We start from the raw sequence: 22944 nt of genomic DNA on the forward strand, positions 1-22944 counted from the left end.
CATGGGCAGCTTGATATTTCAGTTTTTTGATCTTTTTGGTCGTGAGCGAAAGGCTCCGATTGACCCGCCAGACGAGCCTGTCTTGCCGACGCCACAGACACCTTCTGCGGAGCCTCACGCGCCGACACCTGCCAGCGCCGTGACATTGCAGCCACTGGTTAGCTGGAACCATCCCTTCAAGGACAAAAAATCCCCACTGGATCAATTAACCCAACTGGCCAAAGCAGCGTCAGGTTATTACCCGCTGGGACGTAATGGTCTTTGGCACGGTGGCGTGCATTTCGATAGTGGCACCGCCGGAACCTTGGATCAAACAAGCGTGCATTGTCTGGCGGACGGTGAGGTTGTGGCTTACCGCATCGACGAGTACTCACCAACCTCGACTTATTTCGTCAATGAGCTGTGTGCGCTAAAGCCCTTTTCACGTAATTTTGTTCTGGTACGCCACTGTCTTGAGGCTCCAAAGATTGAGGGCTGTACGGATGCTCCGCCCAGCCTGATCTTTTACAGCTTGTATATGCACCTGCAGGATTGGGCGGTGTACCGGGATGATGCTTCTGTCGCCCGGCCGGCGTTTTGGTCCGAAGGGCAGGCCCGTTGGGTCAAGGCGACGACTAGAGACGCACTCCCCGGCCATCCTGCGCAGTTGGGCCTGAACGTTCGTAACCAAGCGCAAGGGGGCAAGGTGTTGACTCTTTTGCCACGGGGCGCGCAGGTGACCGTCAGCGGTGAGGGGGAATATCGCAAGCTAGAAAACACTAACGGACCAGATGCTCTGATAAGTGCCGATGGTTCTTTGCGGGGCTACCTTTCATATGAATATTTAGTACCCATCGCGGGTGGGGAGTACAGGGTCAAGGCTTCGTCACTCAAAGTTCGCGCTGAGCCGAATGCCAGACTCGGAACCGAAGCCATTATGGAACTACCACACGGCAGCGAGGTAGTCGTCAGCGGTGAGGGGGAGTTTGGGAAACTGGAGCGGGTGAACCAGTACGTTCATTTCAATTCGCTGGAGGGCGCTTTAGAACCGATAGCGAACCGCATCGTGGTTCTCGATCAACCAATAGCGATCAAGGCTGGCGACTTAATCGGTCACATTGGCGAATACCAAGACGGCGGTGCTGAGCACCCGGAAAAGAAGTTGCACCTGGAAGTCTTCAGCGATGATGACGTCGAAACGTTCATCGAAGTGAGTCGTGCCTGGGCACAGCGGCTGCCTGCCACAGGCAAAACCTGGCTAAAACTTGCCAAGGGCACTGCTGTGGTAACACATCAGGAGCATTTCAGCGCCATACAACCACCCACCTTGAACGCAGCCAGCACACCCAGTGACGCCGATCTCTTGGTGCCGAAAAGCCTGCTCGACGGCCTACCTGCCGACAAGAAAATAGTCATCTCGGCAACAGCCGAACGAAAAGCCTGCAACTGGTATCGCCTTGAAGGGCTGCTCCACGACGCGAACAGCGTGTTACTCGATGGTTGGGTTCTTGAAGAAGTCGGGGTCACTCAGTGGTTCGATCCCTGGTCATGGGAGGGCTACGACGTAATCTTCAACTATGATTCCCCTCGGCAAACCCTGGCTTCCTTTCTTCGGGCGGCAAACCGCTTCAGTGAGGAACAAATTGAACGCCACGGTGCCTTGGCCGACATATCGGACAACGGACCGCTAAAGAGTCGGCTGTACGACATCATCGACCGTGACCATGATGGAAAAATGACGGCTGAAGAGTTGCAAGCCGCGATTAGCCTACCGGCACACGCGCAATCTCTGTCGAAACTAATCATCCACAACGAAAGTGAGTGGCGCCACGAACCTCATAAGTGGGACGCACTGGACGAAGTGCTTGGCCATAGCGGTTCGACACCGCACCTGAACTGGTTGGCGGAGAAAGAGCGGATCAAGCAGGTGAGTTGGTGGGGGGAGGTGGCGCCGAAACTTGGGTTGCCGGCGCATGGGCAGGTGTATCACTTGCATTTTATGGGGCTTGGGGGGTGGTTCGCCAAGTTGGCTGGGCTAATCAATGTGGACGATTTTCTGATGTTGTACGAGCAACAACATGCACTGTTTTCGTCTGGTACTCGGGCTCTAAGTCAAGGTTCAAAGGAGAATCTAAGAAAAATAGTAACATCTATAAATTTGTACTACGATTCAAGTTTAACGAAGGCTAATCTCTACGAAGTGGCTTATATGTTGGCAACTGTCAGGCATGAAGCATACTACTTCCCGGCCGGGGAGTTTTTTAGTGAGGAGCCAGAGGTAGGTAATGCTGCATATTTCAATAAGTACGACCCGGTTCTTGCTTCCACCCCCGAGCATAGAACGAGGGCTAGGGAGAATGGTAATACTGAGAGAGGAGATGGGTATAAGTATAGAGGTCGAGGTTGTGTCCACCTGACATGGAAAAATAATTATCGAAAATTTTCCGCCTTGTTATCTGTTGATTTTGTTTCTAATCCGGACGCAGCGGCCAAGTTTGAGTACTCTATCCCTATTATGATTATAGGTATGACAGAAGGGATGTTTACTGGAAAGAAGCTAGCTAACTATATTAATGCTAATGGTGTGAACTATATGTCGGCAAGAAGAATTATAAATGGTATCGACGAACAAGCCTTGATTGCTTCCTACGCGGAAAGATTTGAAAATATTTTAAAGCAAGCATCTCAATTGCCTGCGGGGTTTTAATATGTTCAAAGGGAGGCTCGTACTGGGTTCGTTTTTATTGCTTTTGGCTTGTTCGAATGCGACTGCCGAAGAAATAGCGGTCGGTAGAAGTTCGGGCAGTATAGTATTGCTAGATAATGGTGGTGAGAAAATTTATCAAAATATAATTGGTAGTAAGGATGGTTTTTCTCGGCGATTGATAAGTGTCGATGGCCGTCCCGCACTTCAAGTGAGCGGTAGGTTTGATTTTTATTATACCCTACTGGCTAATAGAGGCGAAATGCTGATAGATTGTGCTTATTCTGATGTTCGGAATAATTACAATGGTGCCAGGGCGACTGCTGGAATGTGTGGATTAAATATGGAACTCAAGGAGGATTACGACGAGATCGCGCAGGGCTATTCAAATGAATGGAATTCCTCAGTTTTCTCTTTTGATACCAGGTCGGTACTTGAAGGTGGGGTTGGGAATGATTTTTTACTTGGGAAAATTGGTGAGATTGAGGTTTTTGATCGATACTCTTCAATTAGGTCGGTAGAGAACTCGTCCCCTCAGAAACTAATTAAAAGTCGAGTTGGGTGTTATAATTTTGGAGAGGGTGTAGGGTTTCTGGTTTTTATGCATGGGGATAAACTAGTGCCGCGATATGTTGATATACTTCGTTCGGAAAGCCCTATGGTTTTTCAACGATTGCAAGAGCAGGATTTAAAAAGAATCGCTGTGGAGAAGTGTGATTCATGATAATTAACATGGCAATGCATAATTAGGTCGTTAGTGCCTGATAACGTTAGCTTTGATCATGTTCAGTATGTGAGGCCGAGTTGGAGTCTCTAAGGGTCTGAATTTTTCCCACTCTTGGTACGACTAAATCGACAACAAAATTGACACGGGCATAAGAAGTTGCACTCCTTGGTGTCGATATGACACGCGAAGAAGTTTGGGTGGAATTTAGATTTTCAGGAAAGACTGTTACGGGAGGGTGATTGATGTGCAACGATATTGGAGGTGTAATAAGTTTTAGGACATAGGCTTGCAGTGCTAATGTGGTGTTGATTAAGTATTGCGAATTTTGTTTTTTGTGACGGTGGTGATTGTTTTTTGATATTTTTATTTTCGAGGCAGGTCGTACGGTTGTGCTGGTAAATGACTAAGGCACAGCTGTAAATATACACAGGAGTACTCTGTTTTTAATTGATTGAGCGGTGTGGTCAAGCGGGAGTTAGACGTTGATGAAATGGACGAGTTTGGTTCTGTTGCTTGGGAATTCGATGTTTGTTTGTGCGGAAAGTAAACTTTATAATTTGAGTCCGGTTTTTAATGAGGTGGATGTTGCTGAGTTCTTGTCGGCGAGCGGAGCGCGTGGACAAACTATAAGTGGCTATCTGACAGGTAAAAGTGGCGTTCGCTACACTATCCCCGATGTGTGCGAGCCAGAAGGTGGCGACGCTGAACTAACTGATGCATATACGGTAAAAGGAAAAAGAAGCTATTTTTTGTTTACTTGTGCTTGGCCTGTTCAGCATTCTGGTATTGGTCTCAGTGGCGTCCAGTATGAGACTTTTATTTATATCGAAAAAAACCTGGCCTCAGTCGGCAAAGAAAAGGAGTTGTCCAGAATTTTGTCTGGTTATGAGGGGAAGTTGTCGGAGGGAAGTAGCAACTACGCTTGGTATGTATCACGTAAGATTGCGAGTGAAAAAATACTAGAACTTGAGCGTGGAAGGTCCGTAGATTTTCTTAAGTTGGCGCAGCTTATTGTTCTAAGTCGTTTGAATGACGGGGGGTGAGGCAATCAAATCTTATTTAGGTTCTGGGCGTGTTGAAGAATTACTTCAAGAATTTCCGATTAGTAATTCTACCGTTGCCGCTTACAATGATTTGGGTTATGCATTATGGCAAGCGGGTGAGGAAGTTGGGGCCTATAAATTGCTGAGAGCCGTTGAGGGAGCGTCTCCGGGTAGAGTTGTTCTAAAGCTAAATATTGCGGATGTTTTATGGGGGGGCGATAAAGAAAAGGCAATAGTTTACTATGAGGAGTACATTAGTCTGATGAGGAAGGCCGGAAAGGAAAAGTTAGTCCCGGTGAGTGTGTTTGAAAAAATAACTTCTCACTAATCAGTATGTGAGGAAAGAGAATCCCGTGGCGCATCATGGGGTGTGCTAGTTAGAGCTTTTTTTTTGCGTAGCTTAAGTTAATAAAAATTATGGCGCTGATCTCGTAGGTTGTTTGCGCGCACCGGTGTCGTGCGCGCTATAAAGTCTGGCTGGATAGTGAAAGTCCATCACATGACAAGAGCGCGTCTCAGGGGCGTAGATAACTGTGTCGGTATTAATCCTAGGTAAGTCATGAAAGATATCATTCGTATCGGCGACAAATCGACCGGCGGGGGCACTGTTCTATCAGGCTCCATTGTTATGGTTTTCAGGGGAATTGGTGTGGCACGCAAGGGCGACCCAGTTGATTGCCCCGTTCCTGGCCATGGCCGAACAGAAATTGCCGAGGGGCACTCAACGTTTAACGACCATGGCATTCCAGTTGCGTTTCACGGGCATCGCTGCGCTTGCAACTGCATCCTGATTTCGTCGCTGCCTCAAGCGAGCGCGAGCTAGCCATGTCGGTCAGATTGGATCAAGTGCCAGCACTGGCGCTACGACCCGTACGACCGAGGGCTTGGCTCTGGCTAGGTGTACTGCCACTGCTGCTACTGCTGCTGGGTCTGTGCGGAACTTTTTTGTTCGGCACCCAAACGTTGCGCCAACAACCAGTAAGTTTCTGGGGGCTGGCGTTGGGCGTTCCGCTACTGGGTTGGTGCCTGTTGGCCTGCGTGCGTGCTTTGTTGTATTGCGGTCAACAGCAGGTTGCTGACGGTTGGGATAAGGCACGTGAAGAGGATTTGATCCAAAAGTTCCGTCGTGGTCGGCGCGTACAGCAGGTGTTGGGTGTGGCTCTGCTCTCGGCCGTGCGGGAGCCGGAGGCGCCGTCAGTAACACAACTTAATGCTTTGCTCGGCGGCGTTAAGGCGCTCAAGGCTCAACCTCCCAGGCACGGCCAAACTACGTTTCGTCACAGCCGTATAGCGGGCGTTGCGGATGAAGAAACTGAGCAGGCGTTACGACGCGTGGTGATGCAAGTACTGGCCGATTTAGTCCCAATTCTCGAACAGGCTCCCGACGATAGACCGTTGGCATTACTACTGGAAGTTGATAGCGCTTTGCCGCAGAACGTGTTGCAGCAGATATGGCGGCAGGCATGGAGCGAGTCCGGAATCCGTCAGTCGACAGTGCCTATTGAGGGCTTTGGGCTAAAGGCGTTGGATCAGTGGCTCGATCACCGCATTTTTGATGAGGCGTTGCTGTTGGTAGTGGCGATACAGTTTGCGCCGCAGCAGCCAGAAGGGACGGCTGAAGTTGCGGTCGGATTGCTGTTGGGTAACCGATTGACGCAAACCGTCTTGCCCCCTAAGGCCTACCTGCATCGCCCGGAGCAGGAGCGCGAGCCAACGACAGAGGCTTTGCTCTATGCAGCTCGGCAGGCCTTGGACTGGGTACCAATCGACGCGCAATCAATCGAGCAAATATGGCGGGTCGGGATTGATGTGCAACGTGTTGCAGCGCTGACCAAGGTCTTGGTTGACGTGTCGCTCCAGTCGAAGCACAACCAAGGGGTTTGCAACCTAGACACTGTGCTTGGCCACCCGGGCAAAGCATCACCGTGGCTGGCGATTGCCGCAGCGACGCAGACCATTCAGAGCGGCGCTGGGCCGCAATTCATTTTCAGCGGGGGCGACTGTGTTGATGCAGGGCTCTGGAGCACCGTCTTGACGCCTGTGCTATCGCTTTCCAAGTAGGACTTTAGAATGCAGTTTGGACGTTTAGTGTGGTTGACAGTTCTGATCATCGTGCTGTTGCTGATCGGCACGATCCTGGGTGTATTGGTCTGGCAATACCCCGAGCTGTTTGGATTTCGGTCCGGCGATGATCGCCAATCTACGATGTTGTGGGTGATAGCGGCTGCAACCTTGGTTTTGTTGATGTGCGTCGCGGGTTACCATTTGTTGGGGCATCAGTTCGGGTATAAGGCTTATCCGCGAATAGGGGCAGATGATCGGTCGGAGCAGTCTGCCCGTCCTGAATCCCATGATGCTCAAGCTGTAACACGAGTGAGCTTGGTTCGAAGCCATATGCGCGACCGCCACGGTATCTTCTGGCGCCGCAAAGTCCGCCTACTGCTAGTCGTCGGCGAGCCTGCCGAAATCGAAGCCATCGCCCCAACCCTGGCCGGGCAATTCTGGCTTGAAGGCCAAGGCACAGTCCTGCTGTGGGGCGGTAGTGCCCAGGCTGCGCTGGACCAATCATTCCCTACCCAATGGGATGGGCTGAGCCGCTGGCATGCGCTGGACGGGGTGGTTTGGGCGTTGAACAAAACCCAGGCCGCCGATGACGCGGCGATGGGCAAAGGTGTACGCCAAGTGCAGCGCCTTGCCCGTGACCTGCACTGGCAGTTGCCGTTGTACCTGTGGCAGGTTTGCGACAGTGCATGGTCGCAGGACTCTCGCAAAGCGCAGCCGGTGGGCTGCCAGTTGCCCGAGTGCTTCACGGCGGCGGCATTGGAAACCTCCCTAGCGCGCTTGCTGGAGCCTCTGCGTCGCGAGGGCTTGGCGCAGATGAACGCCGAGATGAAGCATGACTTCCTACTGCGCCTGTCCCGCGATTTAAGCGGTGAAGGTATTGCCCGTTGGCGTCACACACTGGCGCCCCTTGCCGGTGAGTTTTCCCGTGGCGTGCCATTGCGTGGGTTGTGGTTCAGCCTGCCTGTGCAGCGCACGCAATATGATTTGAAAAATGACTGGCCGGTTGCCCCGGTGTGGCACGGCGTGCTCAGCGATAATGCCAATGGGCGTCGGCTGGGCTGGAGCTTGCCGCGAGTCGGCTATGCGCTGGTGCTGGGGTTGGCGACGTTATTGGGCGCTGGGTTGTTGGGGTCGTTTGTCAGCAACCGTGTGCAAATTGCCCAAGTGCAAACTTCGTTGGCGGCATTGCAGCAGTCGGGCAGTAGTGACGAGCAACTGAGTGCACTCAACGACTTGGTGCGCGAACTGGGACGTCTGGAATACCGCGCCGAACACGGTGCGCTTTGGTATCAGCGCTTCGGCTTGAATCAGAATCTGGGCCTGCTTGATGCGTTGTGGCCACGCTATGTTGAAGCCAACAACCGCTTGATCCGTGACCCAGCGGCGGCCAGTTTGCGACGACAGCTAAACGCGTTGATCAGTTTGCCTGCGGGCAGCGAGCAACGAGCAGCGCGAGCCCAGGATGCCTACGAGCAGTTGAAGGCTTACCTGATGATGGCGCGCCCGCAAAAAGCCGACGCCACCTTCCTGACCAAAGCCCTGGGCAATGTCGAGCCGGTGCGCGACGGTGTATCTCCGGGGCTCTGGCAAGGTCTGGCGCCTAACCTGTGGCAGTTCTATGGCGAACACTTGGCGGCGCACCCGGCCTGGGCCATCAAAGCTGACCCGAGGCTGGTTGCTCAGGCCCGACAGGTTCTACTTGGGCAACTGGGCCAGCGCAATGCAGAAACCAGTCTGTACCAGCAGGTCCTCGACACAGCGGCCAATCAATACCGTGAGCTGAGCGTGCAGAACATGGTGGGTGAAACTGATGTGCTGGCGCTGTTCTACACCGAAGCCAGTGTACCGGGCGTGTTCACCCGCCAGGCCTGGGAAGGTCAGGTACGCCAGGCGATTGATGATATCGCCGAGGCACGCCGCGAAGAAATTGACTGGGTGCTCAGCGACAACCACACCGATATCGCCGCCGAGTTGACCCCGGATGAACTCAGAGAACGCCTGACCGAGCGTTACTTTCAGGACTACGCCAGTGCCTGGCTGGACTTTCTCAACAGCCTGCGGTGGAACCCAGCCAATAGCTTGGGCGATGTGATCGACCAACTGACTTTGATGACCGATGTACGCCAATCGCCGCTGATTGCCATGATGAATACGCTGGCTTATCAAGGGCAGGCTGGCGCTCGCAGCCAGGCCCTGGCCGACTCGTTGATACAGTCCGCGCAAAAGCTCATCGCCAAGGACAAAGTGCCAATGATTGATCAACTGGCACAAGCACCGCGCAGTCCGCTGGATGCCACTTTCGGGCCGCTATTGACCCTGCTCGGCAAAGACCCTGAGGGCAAGGCCGATAACGACAGGTTGAGCCTGCAAGCGTTCCTGACCCGTGTCACCCGGCTGCGCCTGAAATTACAGCAAGTCAGCAATGCACCCGATCCGAGGGAAATGACCCAAGCTTTGGCGCAGACGGTGTTTCAGGGCAAGAGCGTCGATCTCACAGACACTCAGTCCTACGGAAGCCTGATCGCGGCCAGCTTGGGCGCAGAGTGGAATGGCGTCGGCCATACGCTTTTTGTGCAGCCGTTAGATGAAGCGTGGCAACGGGTTTTGCAACCCTCGGCCGCGGGACTCAATAGTCAGTGGCAGCGCTCAATCGTTCGTGAGTGGCAGAGTGCTTTCGCCGGCCGCTATCCGTTTGCGGAAACCGCCAGCGACTCCTCGTTCCCGATGCTGGGGCAGATGATCCGCGCCGACTCCGGGCGTATCGAGCAATTTTTACGCAGCCAACTAAGCGGTGTGTTGCGTAAAGAAGGCAGCCGTTGGGTAGCTGACCCAAGCCATAGCCAGGGGCTGCGCATCAATCCGCAGTTTCTGGCGGCGATTAATCAACTGAGCCATCTGGCCGACGTGATCTACACCGACGGCGGCATGGGACTGAGTTTTGAGCTGCAAGGCAAACCGGTACGCGATGTGGTGCAAACCACCTTCATCCTCAATGGTGAACAACATCAGTACTTCAACCAGAAAGAGCTTTGGCAGCGTTTCAATTGGCCGGGGCGCAGTGATCATCCCGGCGCCAGCCTGAGCTGGACCAGTATCCATACCGGCGAGCGCCTTTTCGGTGACTACCAAGGCACTTGGGGCCTGATCCGCTTGTTAGAAAAAGCACGAATCACCCCCTTGGACGACGGCGATAGCCGCTACCGCATGGTCCTCAAGGCCCCCGATGGTTTGAACCTGACTTGGAACCTGCGCACCGAACTGGGTGCAGGGCCATTGGCCTTGCTCAAGCTACGAAACTTCGCGTTGCCGCCACAGATATTCCTCAACGAGGTTGCGGCAGAAGTGCCGTATGCGCAGAACGGAGTCTTTGAATGAGCCTGCACACCTTGATTACCCATTGCCTGGGCAAGCGCGACCCTTCGGCCCTGGCCCGCAGCCACGCTGAGTGCTGGCAAGCGTGGCTTCAACCGATCAGTGAAGACTCGCCTGTAGGCGAAGACCCAGGCTACGACGATGACTTCCAACGCCTGCGCGAGGAGGTCAACAAGCTCTCGGGTGCGGATGCCGAGCGTGTGGCTCAACTGGCAGAAAAGCTGCTGATCCACACCTGTAAAGACCTGCGCGTCGCTACGTATTACCTGTGGGCGCGCGTGCAGAAGGACGGGGAGGCCGGGTTGGCCGATGGCCTCACTTTGCTCGCCTCGTTGGTGGACCGTTTCGCCGTTGATGTGCTGCCGTTGCGGCCCAATAGTCGCAAGATGGCGCTGGAATGGCTGGCGAGCGGCAAGGTGCTGGACAGCCTGTCGCTGTACCCCGAAGTGGTCCGCAGCGAAGCCGAGCGCACGGTGGCGGCACTGGCCTGGCTGGAGCGTGGGCTTGAAGCCTGGCCGCAAGATCAGCGCCCGGCACTCGGTGCGCTGTACGGCGCGTTGTCCGTTCGGTTGTCGCAGTCTGGTGGGGTGGATGCGCTGGTGCCGCAGCACAGTGCCCGGCACGAATCGAATGTGCAGACGGCGGCGCCGACCGCCGCGGCCATCAAGTCTGGGCGCGACTTGCTGGACAGCGGTAGGGCGTTAGCGGGCTATTTACGCGAACAGCCCCTTGGCTGGCTGGCGGGGCATCGGCTGATGAAAAGTTTGCGCTGGGACACGGTGCACCAGGTGCCGCCTGAGGAAGCCAGCGGCAATACGCGGCTGGCGTCTCCCCGTGGGGATTATCGGGCGCAGCTCAAGCGTCTTTACCAGCAACAAAGCTGGACTGAATTACTCGATCAGGTCGAGCGTATGTACGCCGAGAGCGTGAACCACTTCTGGCTGGATTTGCAGTGGTACGTGTACCAGGCGCTGAGTAAACAACCCGCGCCACAAGACGGCTGGGCAGACATCGTCAAGCGTGACCTGGGTATGTTCCTCGAGCGCTTACCGGGCCTGGAACTGTTGAACTGGAACGACGGCACGCCCTTCGCCGACGAAACCACCCGCGACTGGATCACCCAGCACGTCAGTGGCAACCGCCCGCAGCAATGGCTCCCGGCACCGAAGGCGGTGTTGAGCACGAGCGATGCCGAGATTCTGTCGCTGGAGGACGAGGCGCTGGCGCAGGCCGACAAAGACGGCGTGGACGTGGCGCTCGGCTGGCTGGCGGCCCGGCCGGGTGTGCTGACCGGGCGCAAGCGCTGGCTACTGCGCCTGCTGATGGCACGAGTAGCCGAGCAATACGGCAAAGGCGACTTGGCCATGCACGTATTGGCAGAGCTGGACGCTACCGCACAGCACCACGCGCTGGCGGACTGGGAGCCAGAGCTGAATTTTGAGGTCAAGGCACGCCTGCTCAAGCTGTTGCGTCTGAAAGCGCAGCGCACTGACGCCGACAAACCCGCCCTGGCCCGGCGCACCGAGGCGCTGTTGGCGTCGTTGGTCGCGATTGACCCAGTACGCGCTGCCGTGCTCTGCGGTTAACCCTCATTTATCAGGAATTTATCTGTGAGCATGGACAATTTAACCCTGCGCTATTACGACGCCGAAATGCGTTACCTGCGCGAAGCCGGCAAGGAGTTCGCCGAAGCGTTCCCGGATCGGGCGGCCCACCTCAACCTGGACAAACCGGGTGCGCAAGACCCGTATGTGGAGCGCCTGTTCGAAGGCTTTGCGTTCTTGATGGGGCGCCTGCGCGAGAAGCTCGATGATGATTTACCGGAGTTGACCGAAGGGCTGGTCAGCCTGTTGTGGCCTCACTATTTACGCACCATTCCGTCGCTGTCGGTTGTTGAACTGGCCCCCGAACTTGCGCAGATGAAACGTAGCGAGTTGGTCGGTAAGGGTTTCGAGGTGTTATCCCAACCCATTGGCCCACAGCGCACTCGTTGCCGTTACACCACGACTCAGGACCTCACGTTGCAGCCGCTGGCCTTGGAGTCGGTGCGACTGGCCTACGAGCCAGACGGTCGCTCGCTATTACGACTGCGCTTTGCCTGCGGCGCGTTGACGGACTGGAATCAGATCGACCTGAGCAGCTTGCCGCTGTACCTGAGTGCCGATGCGCCGCTAGCCAGCGCCTTGCACCAGGCGCTGACGCTCAATACCCAGGCGCTTTACGTGCGTCTGCCCGGCCAGCAGGAGCGCCAGGCAATGGAAGGCCATTTTGCGCCCAAGGGGTTTGCTGACGAGGATCGTCTGTGGCCCAAGGGCGACAGTGCGTTCAGCGGGTATCAGTTGCTGCTGGAATACTTCACCTTTCGCGAGAAATTCATGTTCGTGACCCTCTGTGGTCTGGAACACCTGAGCCTCAGTGCCGGTACGCCTTGGTTCGAACTGGACGTGGTGCTGCGTGAAGCATGGCCAAAGGAATTCAGTGTGAGCAGCGAACACATTCGCTTGCATGCCGTGCCGGTGATCAATCTGTTTGCGCTGGAGGCCGATCCACTGACGCTGGCGCCTTTAGAAACCGACTACCTACTGCGGCCTATGCGGTTGCAGGACGGTCATACTGAGATTTACTCAGTCGACCAGGTCACCTCGTCAAAAAATGCTGTGCGCCATGACTACGTGCCGTTCAGCAGCTTTCGCCATAAGGGCGGCATGCTGCGCGACGATGCTCCCGAGCGATATTTCCATACCCGTTTAAAACGCTCTGCCAAAGGGCTGCATGATACCTGGCTGATCCTGGGCGGTGACGGCTTCGATAAGGATCGGTTGCGCAACAGCGAAAGCCTGTCGTTACGCTTGACCGGCACCAACGGATTGTTACCGCGCAAGGCTTTGCAAAGCACCTTGCTTGACACCGTGGTGCAATCTACCCAGACCGGGTTGCGAGTACGCAACCTGTGTGCCCCCAGCTTGCCGTGCTACCCACCCAATCGTGACCGTTTTCACTGGCGAGTGCTCAGCCATCTAGGCTCGAATTTCTTGCCGATGCTCGACAGCGCCGAGGTGCTGCGCGGCACCCTTGCGCTGTACGACTGGACTGGCAGCGAACTGAACCGCCGTCGCCTGGAGGCGATTGTCGAGGTTCGCCATCATCTGGTGCAGCGCTTCGAGAAGGGCTTCCTGCTACGGGGTGTGGATATCGAAATCACCTTGGATGCCAATGGTTTTTCAGGGGAGGGCGATATCAGCCTGTTTGGCGAGATGCTCCATCGTTTCTTTGGCCTGTACGCCGACATTCATTTATTCAACCAGCTCACGCTGATCTTGCAACCTACTGGAAAGTGCCTGCGATGGAACGAGAACCACAGTCAGCGTATTCCCGGCTGAAAGCCGTTGGGTTGCTGGAAGCGCTGGACGGGCGGATCGCCGAGGCCAACCTCTACCGGTTCTGCCAGTTGCTGGAGCAGACGTTGCCCGATCACCCGCCGCTGGGGAGCACCGCGCACCCGGCGGATGACCCGGTGCGGTTTCGGCCCGACCCCGGCATGGGTTTTCCTGCGGGGGAATTGAAAGCCATTGAAACCTGCGAGGACCATCCCGAACGTCCGGCGACGGTACGCACACGCCTGCTGGGTCTTTATGGTGTCGACTCGCCGATGCCGACGGCCTTCCTGGACGATATCGCCCAGCGTCGTGAAGGCCATGAAGCCCTTGAGGCATTCCTTGATATTTTCAATCACAGGATCTTTACGCAGTTTTATCGCGTCTGGCGCAAGTACTCCTACCCAGCGACATTTGCGGCGGGCGGCAGCGATGCGACTTCACAATGTCTGCTGGGGTTGATCGGCCTCGGGGTTCCGGGCCCTGCCAAGCATATTGCCACGCCGATTTCACGCTTTCTGGCACTGCTCGGCGTAATGCGCCTGCCCACTCGCAACGCCGAAGGTATTACCGCACTGGTCAAGCTGCTGGCCCCTAACACCCAGGTCCGAGTAACGCCGCACTGGCCGCAGAAAGTGTCCTTGGCTCAGCCGGCCAGCCTGTCGAGTACTCGACCGGTGAGCTTGTCCCAGGGTACGCCGTTGGGCAGTGTCGGCCTTGATGCCAACAGTCAGTTGCACCTGGCGCTGTTCACCGAGGACCTGGACGAAGCGCGTGGCTGGTTGCCGGGCAACCAGCTGCACAACGACTTGTTGGTATTGCTGCGGGTGTATTTGGGCTGGCGTTGCACCGCGAAATTGCAACTGTCGCTGCCGATACACAGCCTGCCTAAACCAGTGCTAGGCAGTACGCCGGTATTGCTGGGCATGACCGGTGTTCTGGGCTTGGGCAGCGACGCTTGGCAGGCCCGCGAGCACGAAACTATCAGTATCAACCTGGGCCGATACCAAGGCCTGCACAGCAACCCCCTATTCAGAGAGGCACAGCATGTCGCGTACCGTTTTTAATTTATTGAAAGTGGTGGTTCTTGGAGCACTGCTGAGCGGGTGTGGATTGACTCAGACTGTGAGTGACGCAACCTCGTCCACGGCCAAGGCCATCTTCTATAAAAAAGTGAAAACCTTGCACTTGGACTTCACCGGTCGGGCAGCGATGAACACCGACATGTCGGACATGCGTGGCTTGTCGGTGCCGACGGTGGTGCGTGTGTATCAACTGCGCGACAACAAAATCATGGATAAAGCTACCTACGACAGTGTGCTTAATGAGGCCGACAACTTGCTACGCGCCGACCTACTGGACCAGCAAGCGATGGTGATCAAGCCCGGAGAGGGCGCGCAGCTGAACGTGCCGCTGGATCAAGACGCTCAGTTTGTAACGGTGGTGGCGTTATTCCGAACACCCGATACCCAAATGAATACCTGGCGCCTGACGTTGCCCCGCGATGACCTGGACCCGGACCGGGCAAGGGTGATGGAACTGGGCAACAATCGGCTGACCCTGCAACCGTTGGCACAGGACTAATCCGTGAGCGAGCTGAACCCTTCGCTGTACGAAATGCTCCTGCAGAACTTCAACGGCGAGCTGGACCTTTACCGAGTATTGGAAGAGGACCAGCACACACTGTCCGTGCTGGACAATCTGCAACGCATCCTCAATAGCCGGGCGGGATCGCTTAGTCATTTACCAGACTATGGCTTGCCGGACATGGGCTTGATTCTGCAAGGACTGCCCGCTTCAGCGCATGGGCTGATGGGCACGCTGACTAATACTCTGCTCAAGTATGAGCCGCGCCTTAAGGCAGTGACTATTGAACTGTTGCCGCAGACCCGGCCAGGTCATTTGGAATATGCCCTGGATGCGCAACTGAAAAACGGCGAGCGGGTGAGCTTCGGCACGACTCTGGCACCCGAGGGCAAAGTGTTGGTACGTCATCTTAAGCGGCAGAACTATCTGTCGCAGCCTTAAACCTGTAACTGAAGGGAAGCTGAATGACAGCGTTATTGGAAATGCGGATTCGAGTTGGTGGTGATCCGCGCGGCTTTAGCGAATTTAAAATGTTGCGTGACGAGTTGGCCAAGCTGAGCCATCCGGCGTGTCCAGATGTCGACTGGGCAAAGGTTGAACAGTTGTGCCTGACATTGTTCCAGAACAACGGAGCGGAGTTGCAAACCGCAGCCTCTTTTGCGCTGGCGCGCAGCCAACGTAATGGCGTGGAGGGCATGACGCAAGGTGTGACGCTGATCGAGACGCTGTGCAGCGAATGGTCAACTGTGTGGCCGCCGATGGCACCGGTGCGCTTGGGCATCTTGGCCTGGCTGTTTGCCCAATGGCAGCCGTTGCTTCGTAGTCAGCACACTACGACGCAAACGTTGCCTGCCCTGAACCACCTCAGTAGTGAGCTGGAGCGGCTAGCCATGCAATTGGATCGCCATGGGGAAGCACCTTTGATCACCTTGCAGGCTTTACGTCACCAAGTTGTTAGCCTGATGCAACGACTGCAAAGCAATGTTGTTTCGGGTGAAATGTTGCCGATACTGATCAGGGTTCCGGAGCCGGCATTCGTTATGCCGGTGGTTGTTCTGCCATCTCATCCGATGCCGGAACTACCGCCTGTGGCCTTCGAAACTCGCAAGCGTCGTAGTGCTCTGTGGCTGTTTGCGCTGGCCGCCACCTTAGCTTTAAGTGGGTTTTTGTTGTGGTGGAGTCATATGGCTGGCCAAAGCGTCCAGCCGAAACAGGCCATGCCTGATCCGGTGCGGTTGGACAGCCTGTCGCTATTCGATGCTGGCAGTACCGAACTTAAGCCGGGCTCGACCAAGGTGCTGATCAATGCTCTGGTCAATATCAAAGCACAGCCGGGCTGGCTGATTGTGATCGTTGGGCATACCGACACTACCGGCGACGCCGAACAAAATCTTCAATTGTCATATGCACGTGCTTCGGCAGTGCGCGACTGGATGCAGCGCATGGGCGACCTTCCTGATAACTGCTTCGCCGTCCATGGTGCGGCTGGCGCTCAGGCGATCGCCAGCAATGACACTGCATCCGGACGGGCAGCGAACCGTAGGGTGGATATCCAATTGGTGCCGCAAGTGGAAGCGTGTGCGCTGGTCGCTACAGAACCGTTGAGTAAGAGTGCCTAGACCCATCAGCTCAACCCGCCAAATCATGCAGCCGACAATACTCATCCCAACTCAACCCCGCCATCTGCGCAACCTCCTTGTGCACTTCGAGGCGCTGGGCTTCGAAGGCTGCATGGGATTCGGCCGTCAGTTTGAGGGTCAGCTCCCAGGCAAACAGGTTCTGACGTTCCGCCTCTGCCTCGAACGCTTCATGCAGGCGTTCGGCGCGGTACTGCGCCACGGTTTCGCCTTTGGCCTGCGCCGCCAAGGGGTTGAGGGTGTCCAGTTCTGCGGCCACCAGCGGGTGTTCGTTCAAGAAACGGTCCAGGGCGCGCTGGTGATTATCACCGGGTTCTGACAAGGGCTTACTCCTGATTAGGTGAGGTCACTAGATGGGGGCATGCCGCTGGTTTTGCAATCAGGTCGCGGGCAATCGTCTCAAAACGCACGCCTCAACACGCACGGTTCGGTCCGGTGGCGTCGGGGCGACGACCCTCCATTGGAGGCGGGCCGGACCGCTGGCGTGGGCGTCGGGAAAACTCGCTTCGCTTGCGTTGATGGCGGCGCAGGAAAACCCCAGCAGCGCACAGGTCATAAGGGGCAGTATTCGTCGCATGGGCAGGCACCTGGATGTCGGGTAAGACACACGGAGCAAGGCCTGGGCTCGAGTCCGTTCGAGAGTAACCATTCAAAGCATGGGCTCACTCACCGTCGGCGACAAGCATCAAGGGCCGAAATTAATTCTGAATAATTGCGGGTGGCGCGGCAAAAACCTTTCGCTCTCGGTAGCTGGCCGTGTAGCGTTACACGAGAATTCCGGGCTGCCACTAGCGGCAGAAGGCGATGGGCGGAGGGGCGGGGCATGGTGCAAACGCTGTTCAAACTTTTCCTTACTCAACGCCTGGCGGCCTTGGCCAGTACCGAATCATTGCGCGCCATACGTGAAGGGCTCCTGTGGATTCTGCCGTGCCTGCTGGTGTCGGCTGGTTTCCTGATCCTGTCCGAATGCGCCAGGGTGCTGGGGTTCGATCCGCAGGTGGTGGGCTTTCTGTCTGGGCTGCACAACCAGATCAGTTCGGTCATTCCGCTGCTGGTGGCGGCCTCCATTGGTTACATGCTGGCGATCCAGCACCGCTTGCCACAATTGCCTGTCGCTTTTTTATGCCTGGCTCACGTGGTGGTCGCCACGTTTGTCTTGCGGGAATACCCCCGAGCGTCGGCCACCTTCGTATTGTTCATCGCCATCGCCTCGCCGCTGCTCAATGTGCCGGCGATAGCCTGGCTGCACCGTTTCCGTTGGACCCGCCTGGTCAACGAGGACCTGGTCGGCCATAACCTGCGGGGTGCCATCAATATGGTGGTGCCGGGCGCCATTACCGCGCTGTTATTGGTGGTGGTGTTGTCGTTGCTGCTACTGATTCCCTATGTGGCGCAACTCCAGGGGCCGCAGGTGCTCGATGCGCTGCAATCGCCTTATGGCAGCGGGTTGTTTGTGACCCTGATGAATTCGCTGCTGTGGTTTTTCGGCATTCACGGTGTGTATGCCATGCAGCCGCTGTTCGATGTCTTGGATCAGGCCGTAGTGCTCAATGGCACCGCACTCGCGGCGGGTGAGCCGATCAAGTACCTGCTCAACAATGGCTTGCTGGGTTCTTTCGCGTTTATCGGCGGGTCTGGCGGGGCGTTATGCCTGTTGTTGGCGATTCTGCTGTTCTCCAAAAGCAAGTCCATGCGTTTGCTGGCAATGGCCAGTTTGCCGCTGTCGTTATTCAATGTCAGCGAGGTCTTGCTGTTCGGCTTGCCGATCATCCTGAACCCGCGCTTGTTTATCCCGTTTCTGCTGGTGCCGGCGCTCAACACCATGGTGGCATTGACGGTGGTACACCTGGGTTGGGTGTCACCGGCGGTGGCCAGCGTGCCGTTTACTGCGCCGGTGTTGCTCAATGCCTACCTCAGCACGCACGGTGACGTAGCGGCCGTGGTGTTGCAGGTGCTGCTGCTGTGTCTGGGCACCCTGGTGTATGCGCCGTATGTACGCGCGATTCATCGTCAGGCCAGCGAAGGCGGCACGGTGTATCTCAAGTCGTTGGACATGACCTTCCGCGGCCTCGAGGAGAAGGGCCGCCTGCTGGAGTTGGACCCTGTGCTGGCGTCCCACCGGACCCTGGCCCGTCAGGCCGTCGAACTGAGCCGCATCCAGCAGATCAGCGACTACGAGTTCTATCTCGAATACCAGCCCCAGGTCTCCACACGCACCGGCCTGTGTACCGGCTGTGAGGCGCTGATGCGCGCGCGCGACAGCAAGGGCACGGTGCACTCACCCTGGGAATTCCTGCAATGGCTCGCCCAGGCGCGGTTGATGCCGGATGTGGATGTGTGGGTGGCATCCCAGGCGGTGCGCCAGTACCAGAAGTGGAAGAAAAACGGTTTCGCCTTGCCCATGACCATCAACATATCGAGCTCCACCCTGACGGACGCCGCCTACGGCGAGCGCCTGGTGGAAATTCTCGCGCAGGCCCATGGGCAGGTGTCGGTGGAAATCACCGAAGACGCATTGGTCGGTGATATCCAGGTGACCCGCCAAACCATCCAGAAACTGCAAGCGATCGGCGCCAAGGTGTATATCGATGACTTCGGTACCGGGTTTTCTGCGTTGAGTTATCTGCACCAGTTTCCGGTGGACTTCATCAAGATCGACCGCAGTTTTGTGGTCGCCCAGCGCGACCCCAAGGGGGCGCAGGTGCTGACCGGCATGCTGCGTTTCTGTGAGGCGCTCAAGCTCGGCGTGGTGGTGGAAGGCGTGGAGACCGCCGAGCAGTTGGCGTTCCTGAGCACCGGCCCCGAATTGTTTATCCAGGGCTGGTATTTCAGCAAGGCGCTGCCCGGCGATCAGTTGCAACGCTTTGTCCGCGAGCGCGCCTCAACTCAGGTTTAAACCGAGGCTGACGCGTATTCGCGTTGGGTCTGCTCGATCTCTTCGACCAGCCCGTCGATCCTTGCCAGGCGCTTGCGGTTGTCGTGGTCCCAGGGGTGAAAGCCCGGTTTGAAATAGTGCAGCCAAGGCCGCAGCATGCGTGGGAAAACTCCCTTGGGTCCGTACAGAAACTTGAGCATGCGCCAGAAGCCCTTCAGGTGCCCACCGGCCTTGCGGTCGGCAATCAGCAGGCGCAGGTGGAAATCCAACACTACCAGCCAGAAAAACACGGTAACGGTCAGCATGGTGCCGGTGCGCAGCAGATAGCGCCCGGGCCCGGGCTTGATCACGGTGTTCCACACATCGAACGCGACGGCTTTGTGTTCAGTTTCTTCGAGGGCGTGCCAGTACCACATTTGCTGGTAGCCCTTGAGTGAGTCGCCAAAGCGCGTGGGATCGCTGAGCAGGATTTCCGCAAGCATCGCCGTGTAGTGTTCAAGGGCAATGGTCACCGCCAGATTGAAGGAGGCAGGCAGGTGTTTTTTTTGCAGGTCGAGGATGAATTTAAGCCGCCGGTCCAGGGTATCCGCCGGCAGACCTGCCGCTTGCAGCAGATTGTTGTAGGCCACGTGTTCGCGGCTGTGCATGGCTTCCTGCCCGATAAAACCCTGTATCTCTTTTTTCAGTTCCGGGTCGTCAATGCGCTGGCGGTAATGGCGCACGCTGTCCATGAAAAACAGCTCGCCCTGGGGAAACAGCAGCGACAACGCATTAAAGAAATGCGTGATGAACGGGCCTTGTTCGTGCCAGTCCTTGATGCGCCCGGCGGGCAAGGCAAAACGGATATCGCGACGGATGGGTAGCATGGTGCGTGCTCCTGTTCAGAGACGGGGTTCGTCGTTGGGTTCAAACACCGGCGTGCGCTGTTTGGGCGCCATGCGCTTGCTGGCGAACACCACCAGGGCTTGATAAGCCGCAGGCAGGCAGCGGGCGAGCAGGTCGAGGAAGTACGCGTCGCGACCGATCAGCACACGGCGTTTGTTCTTGCGTACGCCTTGCAGAATCACTTTGGCGGCGTGGTCGGCATCGGTGATGAACAGCTTTTCAAAGTCAGCGCGAGCCTGTTGCTCACTGTGGATCAGAAAGCCGGTCATGTTCGCGTCGATGCGGCTGCTGCGGCAGATATCGGTGCGAATGCCGCCTGGGTGCACGCAGGTGGCGGACACGCCGCAACGTTGCAGGTCGAGTTCCTGGCGCAGGGATTCGGTAAAGCCGCGTACGGCAAACTTGGTCGCGTTGTAGCCGCTCATGCCCGGTTGGGCAAACAGGCCGAATACGCTGGAGGTGTTGACCACATGCCCATTGCCGCTGGCTTTCAGGTACGGCAAAAACGCCTTGGTGCCGTGTACCACGCCCCAGAAGTTGATACCGACGATCCATTCCAGGTCGGCATAGTCCACACCTTCGACCGTGCTCGACAGCGCCACGCCGGCATTGTTGAAGATCAGGTTGACCTGGCCGTGGTCGCTCACGCAGCGTGCGGCCCAGGCTTCCATGGCCTGGCGGTCTGCCACATCCACTACATGCGTGGTGATCTTCACCGGCGACAGGGTCGAGGTTTTGATCAGCGCCAAGGTTTGATCCAGCCCTTGGCTGTTTTTATCCGCCAGGGCCAAGTGGCAACCTTCCCGTGCCAGCGCCAGGGCCAACGCGCGGCCCATGCCGGACGCCGCGCCGGTGATAGCCGCCACGCGGCCGTTGAATGACTTCATGACAGGCTTCCTTCAGCAGTGGCGTTTGGCGCTGTTATCACGTGGGGGATGGCGTGGGTCGGTGCCATTGCAACCACATAGTCCTTGAGCGCGAAATGCCGGGTGACTTGCTTGAAGCGCCAGGTCGAGCCGGGCCACAACGTGGTGTTCTTGCCGGTGCGCGGGTCGAGGTACCAGCTCTGGCAACCGCCGGTACTCCAGATGGTGCGTTTGAGTTTGTCCTGCAGTTGCAGGTTGTAGGCCTGCTCCACGTCGGGTTTGACGTCAACCGTGGCGATACGTTGGCGCTGCATGTGCTGGAGCGCATCAAGGATGTAGGTGACCTGGGCCTCGATCATCAGAATCATCGAGTTATGCCCAAGGCCGGTGTTGGGCCCGACGATCAGAAACAGGTTCGGATACCCCGGCACCGTGGTGCCTTTGTACGCATGGGCGCCGTCGCGCCATGCGTCCATCAGGTCAATGCCGTCGCGGCCGATGATACAGTCGCGGGGCAGGGGATCGGTGGCCTGGAAACCGGTGCCGAAAATCAGGCAGTCGGCCGGGTGTTTGTTGCCATCGGCCGTGATAACGCCGTCGGCTTCGATGCGCAGTATGTGGTCGGTTACCACCTCGACATTGCTGCGCGACAGCGCCGGGTAATAGTCATTGGAGATCAGCACGCGCTTGCAGCCGATGGTGTAGTCCGGCGTAAGTGTTTTGCGCAGGGAAGGGCGGGCCACTTGCTTATGCAGGTGCCGCAGGGCGATTTTCTGCACCATCTTCATCAGTTTTGGGTGCAGGGCAAAGCCTACGACGCGGCCTTCCAGTGCCCAGTAAAACGCGCCGCGTACCAAGCGCTGCGTGAACGGCAAGTGCTTGAAGGCCCAGCGCTCGATGCGCGAAATGTCCCGGTCGGGCTTGGGCATGATCCACGGCGGCGTGCGCTGGAACAGGTCCAGGTGCGCCACCTGCGGCGCGATCTGCGGTACGAACTGGATGGCACTCGCGCCGGTGCCGATCACGGCGACGCGTTTGCCCTTCAATGAATAGGCGTGGTCCCACTGCTGGGAATGGAAGCGCTTGCCCTTGAAGCTGTCCAGCCCCGGAATATCCGGCAGTGCCGGGCGCGACAAGCCGCCCATGCCCGACACCAGCACCCGCGCGCTGACCTGTCGGCCATTGTTGAAGCTCAGTTGCCAGCGTTGCTGTTGATCATCAAAGACCGCACGTTGCAGGCCCATGCCGAAGCGCAGATGAGGCGCCAGCTCGAAACGCCGTGCGCATTGCTCAAGGTACGCGCGGATCTCTGCCTGCGGGGCGAATTGCCGCGTCCAGTCCGGGTTCGGCGCAAACGAAAACGAATACACATGGGACTGCACGTCGCAGGCGCAACCCGGGTAATGGTTGTCGCGCCACGTGCCACCGAGGGTGTCGGCCTGCTCGGCGATGAAGAAGTCGGTGAACCCGGCTTCCTTGAGTTTGATCGCCATGCACAGGCCGGCGAAACCTGAACCGATAATGGCGATGTCGATTGAATCACTGTGGGCATTCATAGGCAGGCCTCATAGAGGGAGCGCTGGGCGGGCATCGGGTGTGCTCCTGTCTTTTTTGTTGTGTCTTTTAGATAGAACACCATTGCAAAGGAAAAATGAATTAATTATTTTAAAAAAGATTTTAAATAATCTACCTGAAAATATCGCCTACGCTAGGACCTTGTTCCGCATGTGCGACTTGTCCGACGGACGAGCACGGTATGCATGAAGTTTAGGTCCAGGGTGTGGACGATGGCTGAGGCCTTGATCAATAACGGTCGGGTCGCCAGCAGCAG

Annotated in this window: 18 protein-coding genes; 14 read left to right on the forward strand and 4 right to left on the reverse strand. The window is 56.9% G+C overall.

Annotated elements, in window-relative coordinates:
• The first annotated feature begins 1 nt into the window (after nucleotide 1).
• From A7J50_RS12770 to A7J50_RS12825, 13 genes are all read left to right on the forward strand, one after another.
• On the forward strand, nucleotides 2-2686 hold the full coding sequence (locus A7J50_RS12770) for a hypothetical protein (RefSeq protein ID WP_064452116.1): 2685 nt from the start codon (nucleotides 2-4) through the stop codon (nucleotides 2684-2686).
• Nucleotide 2687: 1 nt separating this feature from the next.
• On the forward strand, nucleotides 2688-3407 hold the full coding sequence (locus tag A7J50_RS31390; RefSeq protein WP_156526276.1) for a hypothetical protein: 720 nt from the start codon (nucleotides 2688-2690) through the stop codon (nucleotides 3405-3407).
• Between the two features lie 488 nt (nucleotides 3408-3895).
• On the forward strand, nucleotides 3896-4453 hold the full coding sequence (locus A7J50_RS12780) for a hypothetical protein (RefSeq protein WP_064452118.1): 558 nt from the start codon (nucleotides 3896-3898) through the stop codon (nucleotides 4451-4453).
• Nucleotides 4440-4781: a tetratricopeptide repeat protein gene (locus tag A7J50_RS12785; RefSeq protein ID WP_064452119.1), complete on the forward strand. Its 342-nt coding sequence runs from the start codon at nucleotides 4440-4442 to the stop codon at nucleotides 4779-4781. The genes A7J50_RS12780 and A7J50_RS12785 overlap by 14 nt, the downstream gene beginning before the upstream one ends.
• Nucleotides 4782-5012: 231 nt before the next feature.
• Nucleotides 5013-5276, forward strand: a complete 264-nt coding sequence (locus tag A7J50_RS30635; RefSeq protein WP_082895875.1) for a PAAR domain-containing protein — start codon at nucleotides 5013-5015, stop codon at nucleotides 5274-5276.
• 122 nt (nucleotides 5277-5398) lie between these two features.
• Complete coding sequence (locus A7J50_RS12790) at nucleotides 5399-6514, forward strand: hypothetical protein (protein WP_335711411.1); 1116 nt, start codon at nucleotides 5399-5401, stop codon at nucleotides 6512-6514.
• A 333-nt stretch (nucleotides 6515-6847) separates the two neighbouring features.
• Nucleotides 6848-9892: an ImcF-related family protein gene (locus A7J50_RS12795; RefSeq protein WP_237140919.1), complete on the forward strand. Its 3045-nt coding sequence runs from the start codon at nucleotides 6848-6850 to the stop codon at nucleotides 9890-9892.
• Nucleotides 9889-11475, forward strand: a complete 1587-nt coding sequence (gene tssA, locus A7J50_RS12800; RefSeq protein WP_064452121.1) for a type VI secretion system protein TssA — start codon at nucleotides 9889-9891, stop codon at nucleotides 11473-11475. The genes A7J50_RS12795 and tssA overlap by 4 nt, the downstream gene beginning before the upstream one ends.
• Before the next feature lie 24 nt (nucleotides 11476-11499).
• A complete protein-coding gene (gene tssF, locus A7J50_RS12805; protein ID WP_064452122.1) occupies nucleotides 11500-13269 on the forward strand; it encodes a type VI secretion system baseplate subunit TssF in 1770 nt (589 codons plus the stop codon).
• Nucleotides 13233-14330, forward strand: coding sequence for a type VI secretion system baseplate subunit TssG (gene tssG / locus A7J50_RS12810; RefSeq protein WP_064452123.1), 1098 nt, complete (start codon nucleotides 13233-13235; stop codon nucleotides 14328-14330). Before tssF ends, tssG begins: the two co-directional genes overlap by 37 nt.
• Entirely contained in the window at nucleotides 14311-14847 is a 537-nt protein-coding gene (tssJ, locus tag A7J50_RS12815) for a type VI secretion system lipoprotein TssJ (protein WP_064452124.1), read from the forward strand. The genes tssG and tssJ overlap by 20 nt, the downstream gene beginning before the upstream one ends.
• Nucleotides 14848-14850: 3 nt before the next feature.
• Nucleotides 14851-15291, forward strand: coding sequence for a type VI secretion system baseplate subunit TssE (tssE, locus tag A7J50_RS12820; protein WP_064452125.1), 441 nt, complete (start codon nucleotides 14851-14853; stop codon nucleotides 15289-15291).
• 23 nt (nucleotides 15292-15314) lie between these two features.
• Nucleotides 15315-16469: an OmpA family protein gene (locus A7J50_RS12825; protein ID WP_064452126.1), complete on the forward strand. Its 1155-nt coding sequence runs from the start codon at nucleotides 15315-15317 to the stop codon at nucleotides 16467-16469.
• Nucleotides 16470-16479: 10 nt separating this feature from the next.
• Here the strand turns inward: A7J50_RS12825 and A7J50_RS12830 are convergent, their stop codons facing one another.
• The gene (locus tag A7J50_RS12830) at nucleotides 16480-16809 is read right to left on the reverse strand and encodes a DUF6388 family protein (protein ID WP_064452127.1); all 330 of its coding nucleotides are present in this window, start codon (nucleotides 16807-16809) and stop codon (nucleotides 16480-16482) included.
• A 501-nt stretch (nucleotides 16810-17310) separates the two neighbouring features.
• Between A7J50_RS12830 and A7J50_RS12835 the strand changes: the two genes are divergently transcribed.
• On the forward strand, nucleotides 17311-19383 hold the full coding sequence (locus A7J50_RS12835) for an EAL domain-containing protein (RefSeq protein WP_064452128.1): 2073 nt from the start codon (nucleotides 17311-17313) through the stop codon (nucleotides 19381-19383).
• On the opposite strand, the gene A7J50_RS12840 is transcribed toward A7J50_RS12835, so the two are convergent.
• From A7J50_RS12840 to A7J50_RS12850, 3 genes are read right to left on the reverse strand one after another with little or no spacing between them, the layout of a single operon-like run.
• Nucleotides 19380-20228 carry a metal-dependent hydrolase gene (locus tag A7J50_RS12840; protein ID WP_064452129.1) on the reverse strand — a complete coding sequence of 283 codons (849 nt, stop codon included), beginning with the start codon at nucleotides 20226-20228 and terminating at the stop codon, nucleotides 19380-19382. The two genes, A7J50_RS12835 and A7J50_RS12840, sit on opposite strands and share 4 nt — an antisense overlap.
• 15 nt (nucleotides 20229-20243) lie before the next feature.
• Nucleotides 20244-21134, reverse strand: coding sequence for an SDR family NAD(P)-dependent oxidoreductase (locus tag A7J50_RS12845; RefSeq protein WP_064452130.1), 891 nt, complete (start codon nucleotides 21132-21134; stop codon nucleotides 20244-20246).
• A complete protein-coding gene (locus A7J50_RS12850; protein WP_064452131.1) occupies nucleotides 21131-22669 on the reverse strand; it encodes a flavin-containing monooxygenase in 1539 nt (512 codons plus the stop codon). The genes A7J50_RS12845 and A7J50_RS12850 overlap by 4 nt, the downstream gene beginning before the upstream one ends.
• Between the last annotated feature and the right edge of the window lie 275 nt (nucleotides 22670-22944).

It is taken from the genome of Pseudomonas antarctica, assembly GCF_001647715.1.
Lineage (GTDB): Bacteria > Pseudomonadota > Gammaproteobacteria > Pseudomonadales > Pseudomonadaceae > Aquipseudomonas > Aquipseudomonas antarctica_A.

What these genes read in the sequence shown, in the direction of transcription:
- A7J50_RS12770 (WP_064452116.1), top strand. Translation starts at nt 2, where the DNA reads ATGGGCAGCTTGATATTTCAGTTTTTTGATCTTTTTGGTCGTGAGCGA.
- A7J50_RS31390 (WP_156526276.1), top strand. Translation starts at nt 2,688, where the DNA reads ATGTTCAAAGGGAGGCTCGTACTGGGTTCGTTTTTATTGCTTTTGGCT.
- A7J50_RS12780 (WP_064452118.1), top strand. Translation starts at nt 3,896, where the DNA reads ATGAAATGGACGAGTTTGGTTCTGTTGCTTGGGAATTCGATGTTTGTT.
- A7J50_RS12785 (WP_064452119.1), top strand. Translation starts at nt 4,440, where the DNA reads ATGACGGGGGGTGAGGCAATCAAATCTTATTTAGGTTCTGGGCGTGTT.
- A7J50_RS30635 (WP_082895875.1), top strand. Translation starts at nt 5,013, where the DNA reads ATGAAAGATATCATTCGTATCGGCGACAAATCGACCGGCGGGGGCACT.
- A7J50_RS12795 (WP_237140919.1), top strand. Translation starts at nt 6,848, where the DNA reads ATGCGCGACCGCCACGGTATCTTCTGGCGCCGCAAAGTCCGCCTACTG.
- tssA (WP_064452121.1), top strand. Translation starts at nt 9,889, where the DNA reads ATGAGCCTGCACACCTTGATTACCCATTGCCTGGGCAAGCGCGACCCT.
- tssG (WP_064452123.1), top strand. Translation starts at nt 13,233, where the DNA reads ATGGAACGAGAACCACAGTCAGCGTATTCCCGGCTGAAAGCCGTTGGG.
- tssJ (WP_064452124.1), top strand. Translation starts at nt 14,311, where the DNA reads ATGTCGCGTACCGTTTTTAATTTATTGAAAGTGGTGGTTCTTGGAGCA.
- A7J50_RS12825 (WP_064452126.1), top strand. Translation starts at nt 15,315, where the DNA reads ATGACAGCGTTATTGGAAATGCGGATTCGAGTTGGTGGTGATCCGCGC.
- A7J50_RS12835 (WP_064452128.1), top strand. Translation starts at nt 17,311, where the DNA reads ATGGTGCAAACGCTGTTCAAACTTTTCCTTACTCAACGCCTGGCGGCC.
- A7J50_RS12840 (WP_064452129.1), bottom strand. Translation starts at nt 20,228, where the DNA reads ATGCTACCCATCCGTCGCGATATCCGTTTTGCCTTGCCCGCCGGGCGC.
- A7J50_RS12845 (WP_064452130.1), bottom strand. Translation starts at nt 21,134, where the DNA reads ATGAAGTCATTCAACGGCCGCGTGGCGGCTATCACCGGCGCGGCGTCC.
- A7J50_RS12850 (WP_064452131.1), bottom strand. Translation starts at nt 22,669, where the DNA reads ATGAATGCCCACAGTGATTCAATCGACATCGCCATTATCGGTTCAGGT.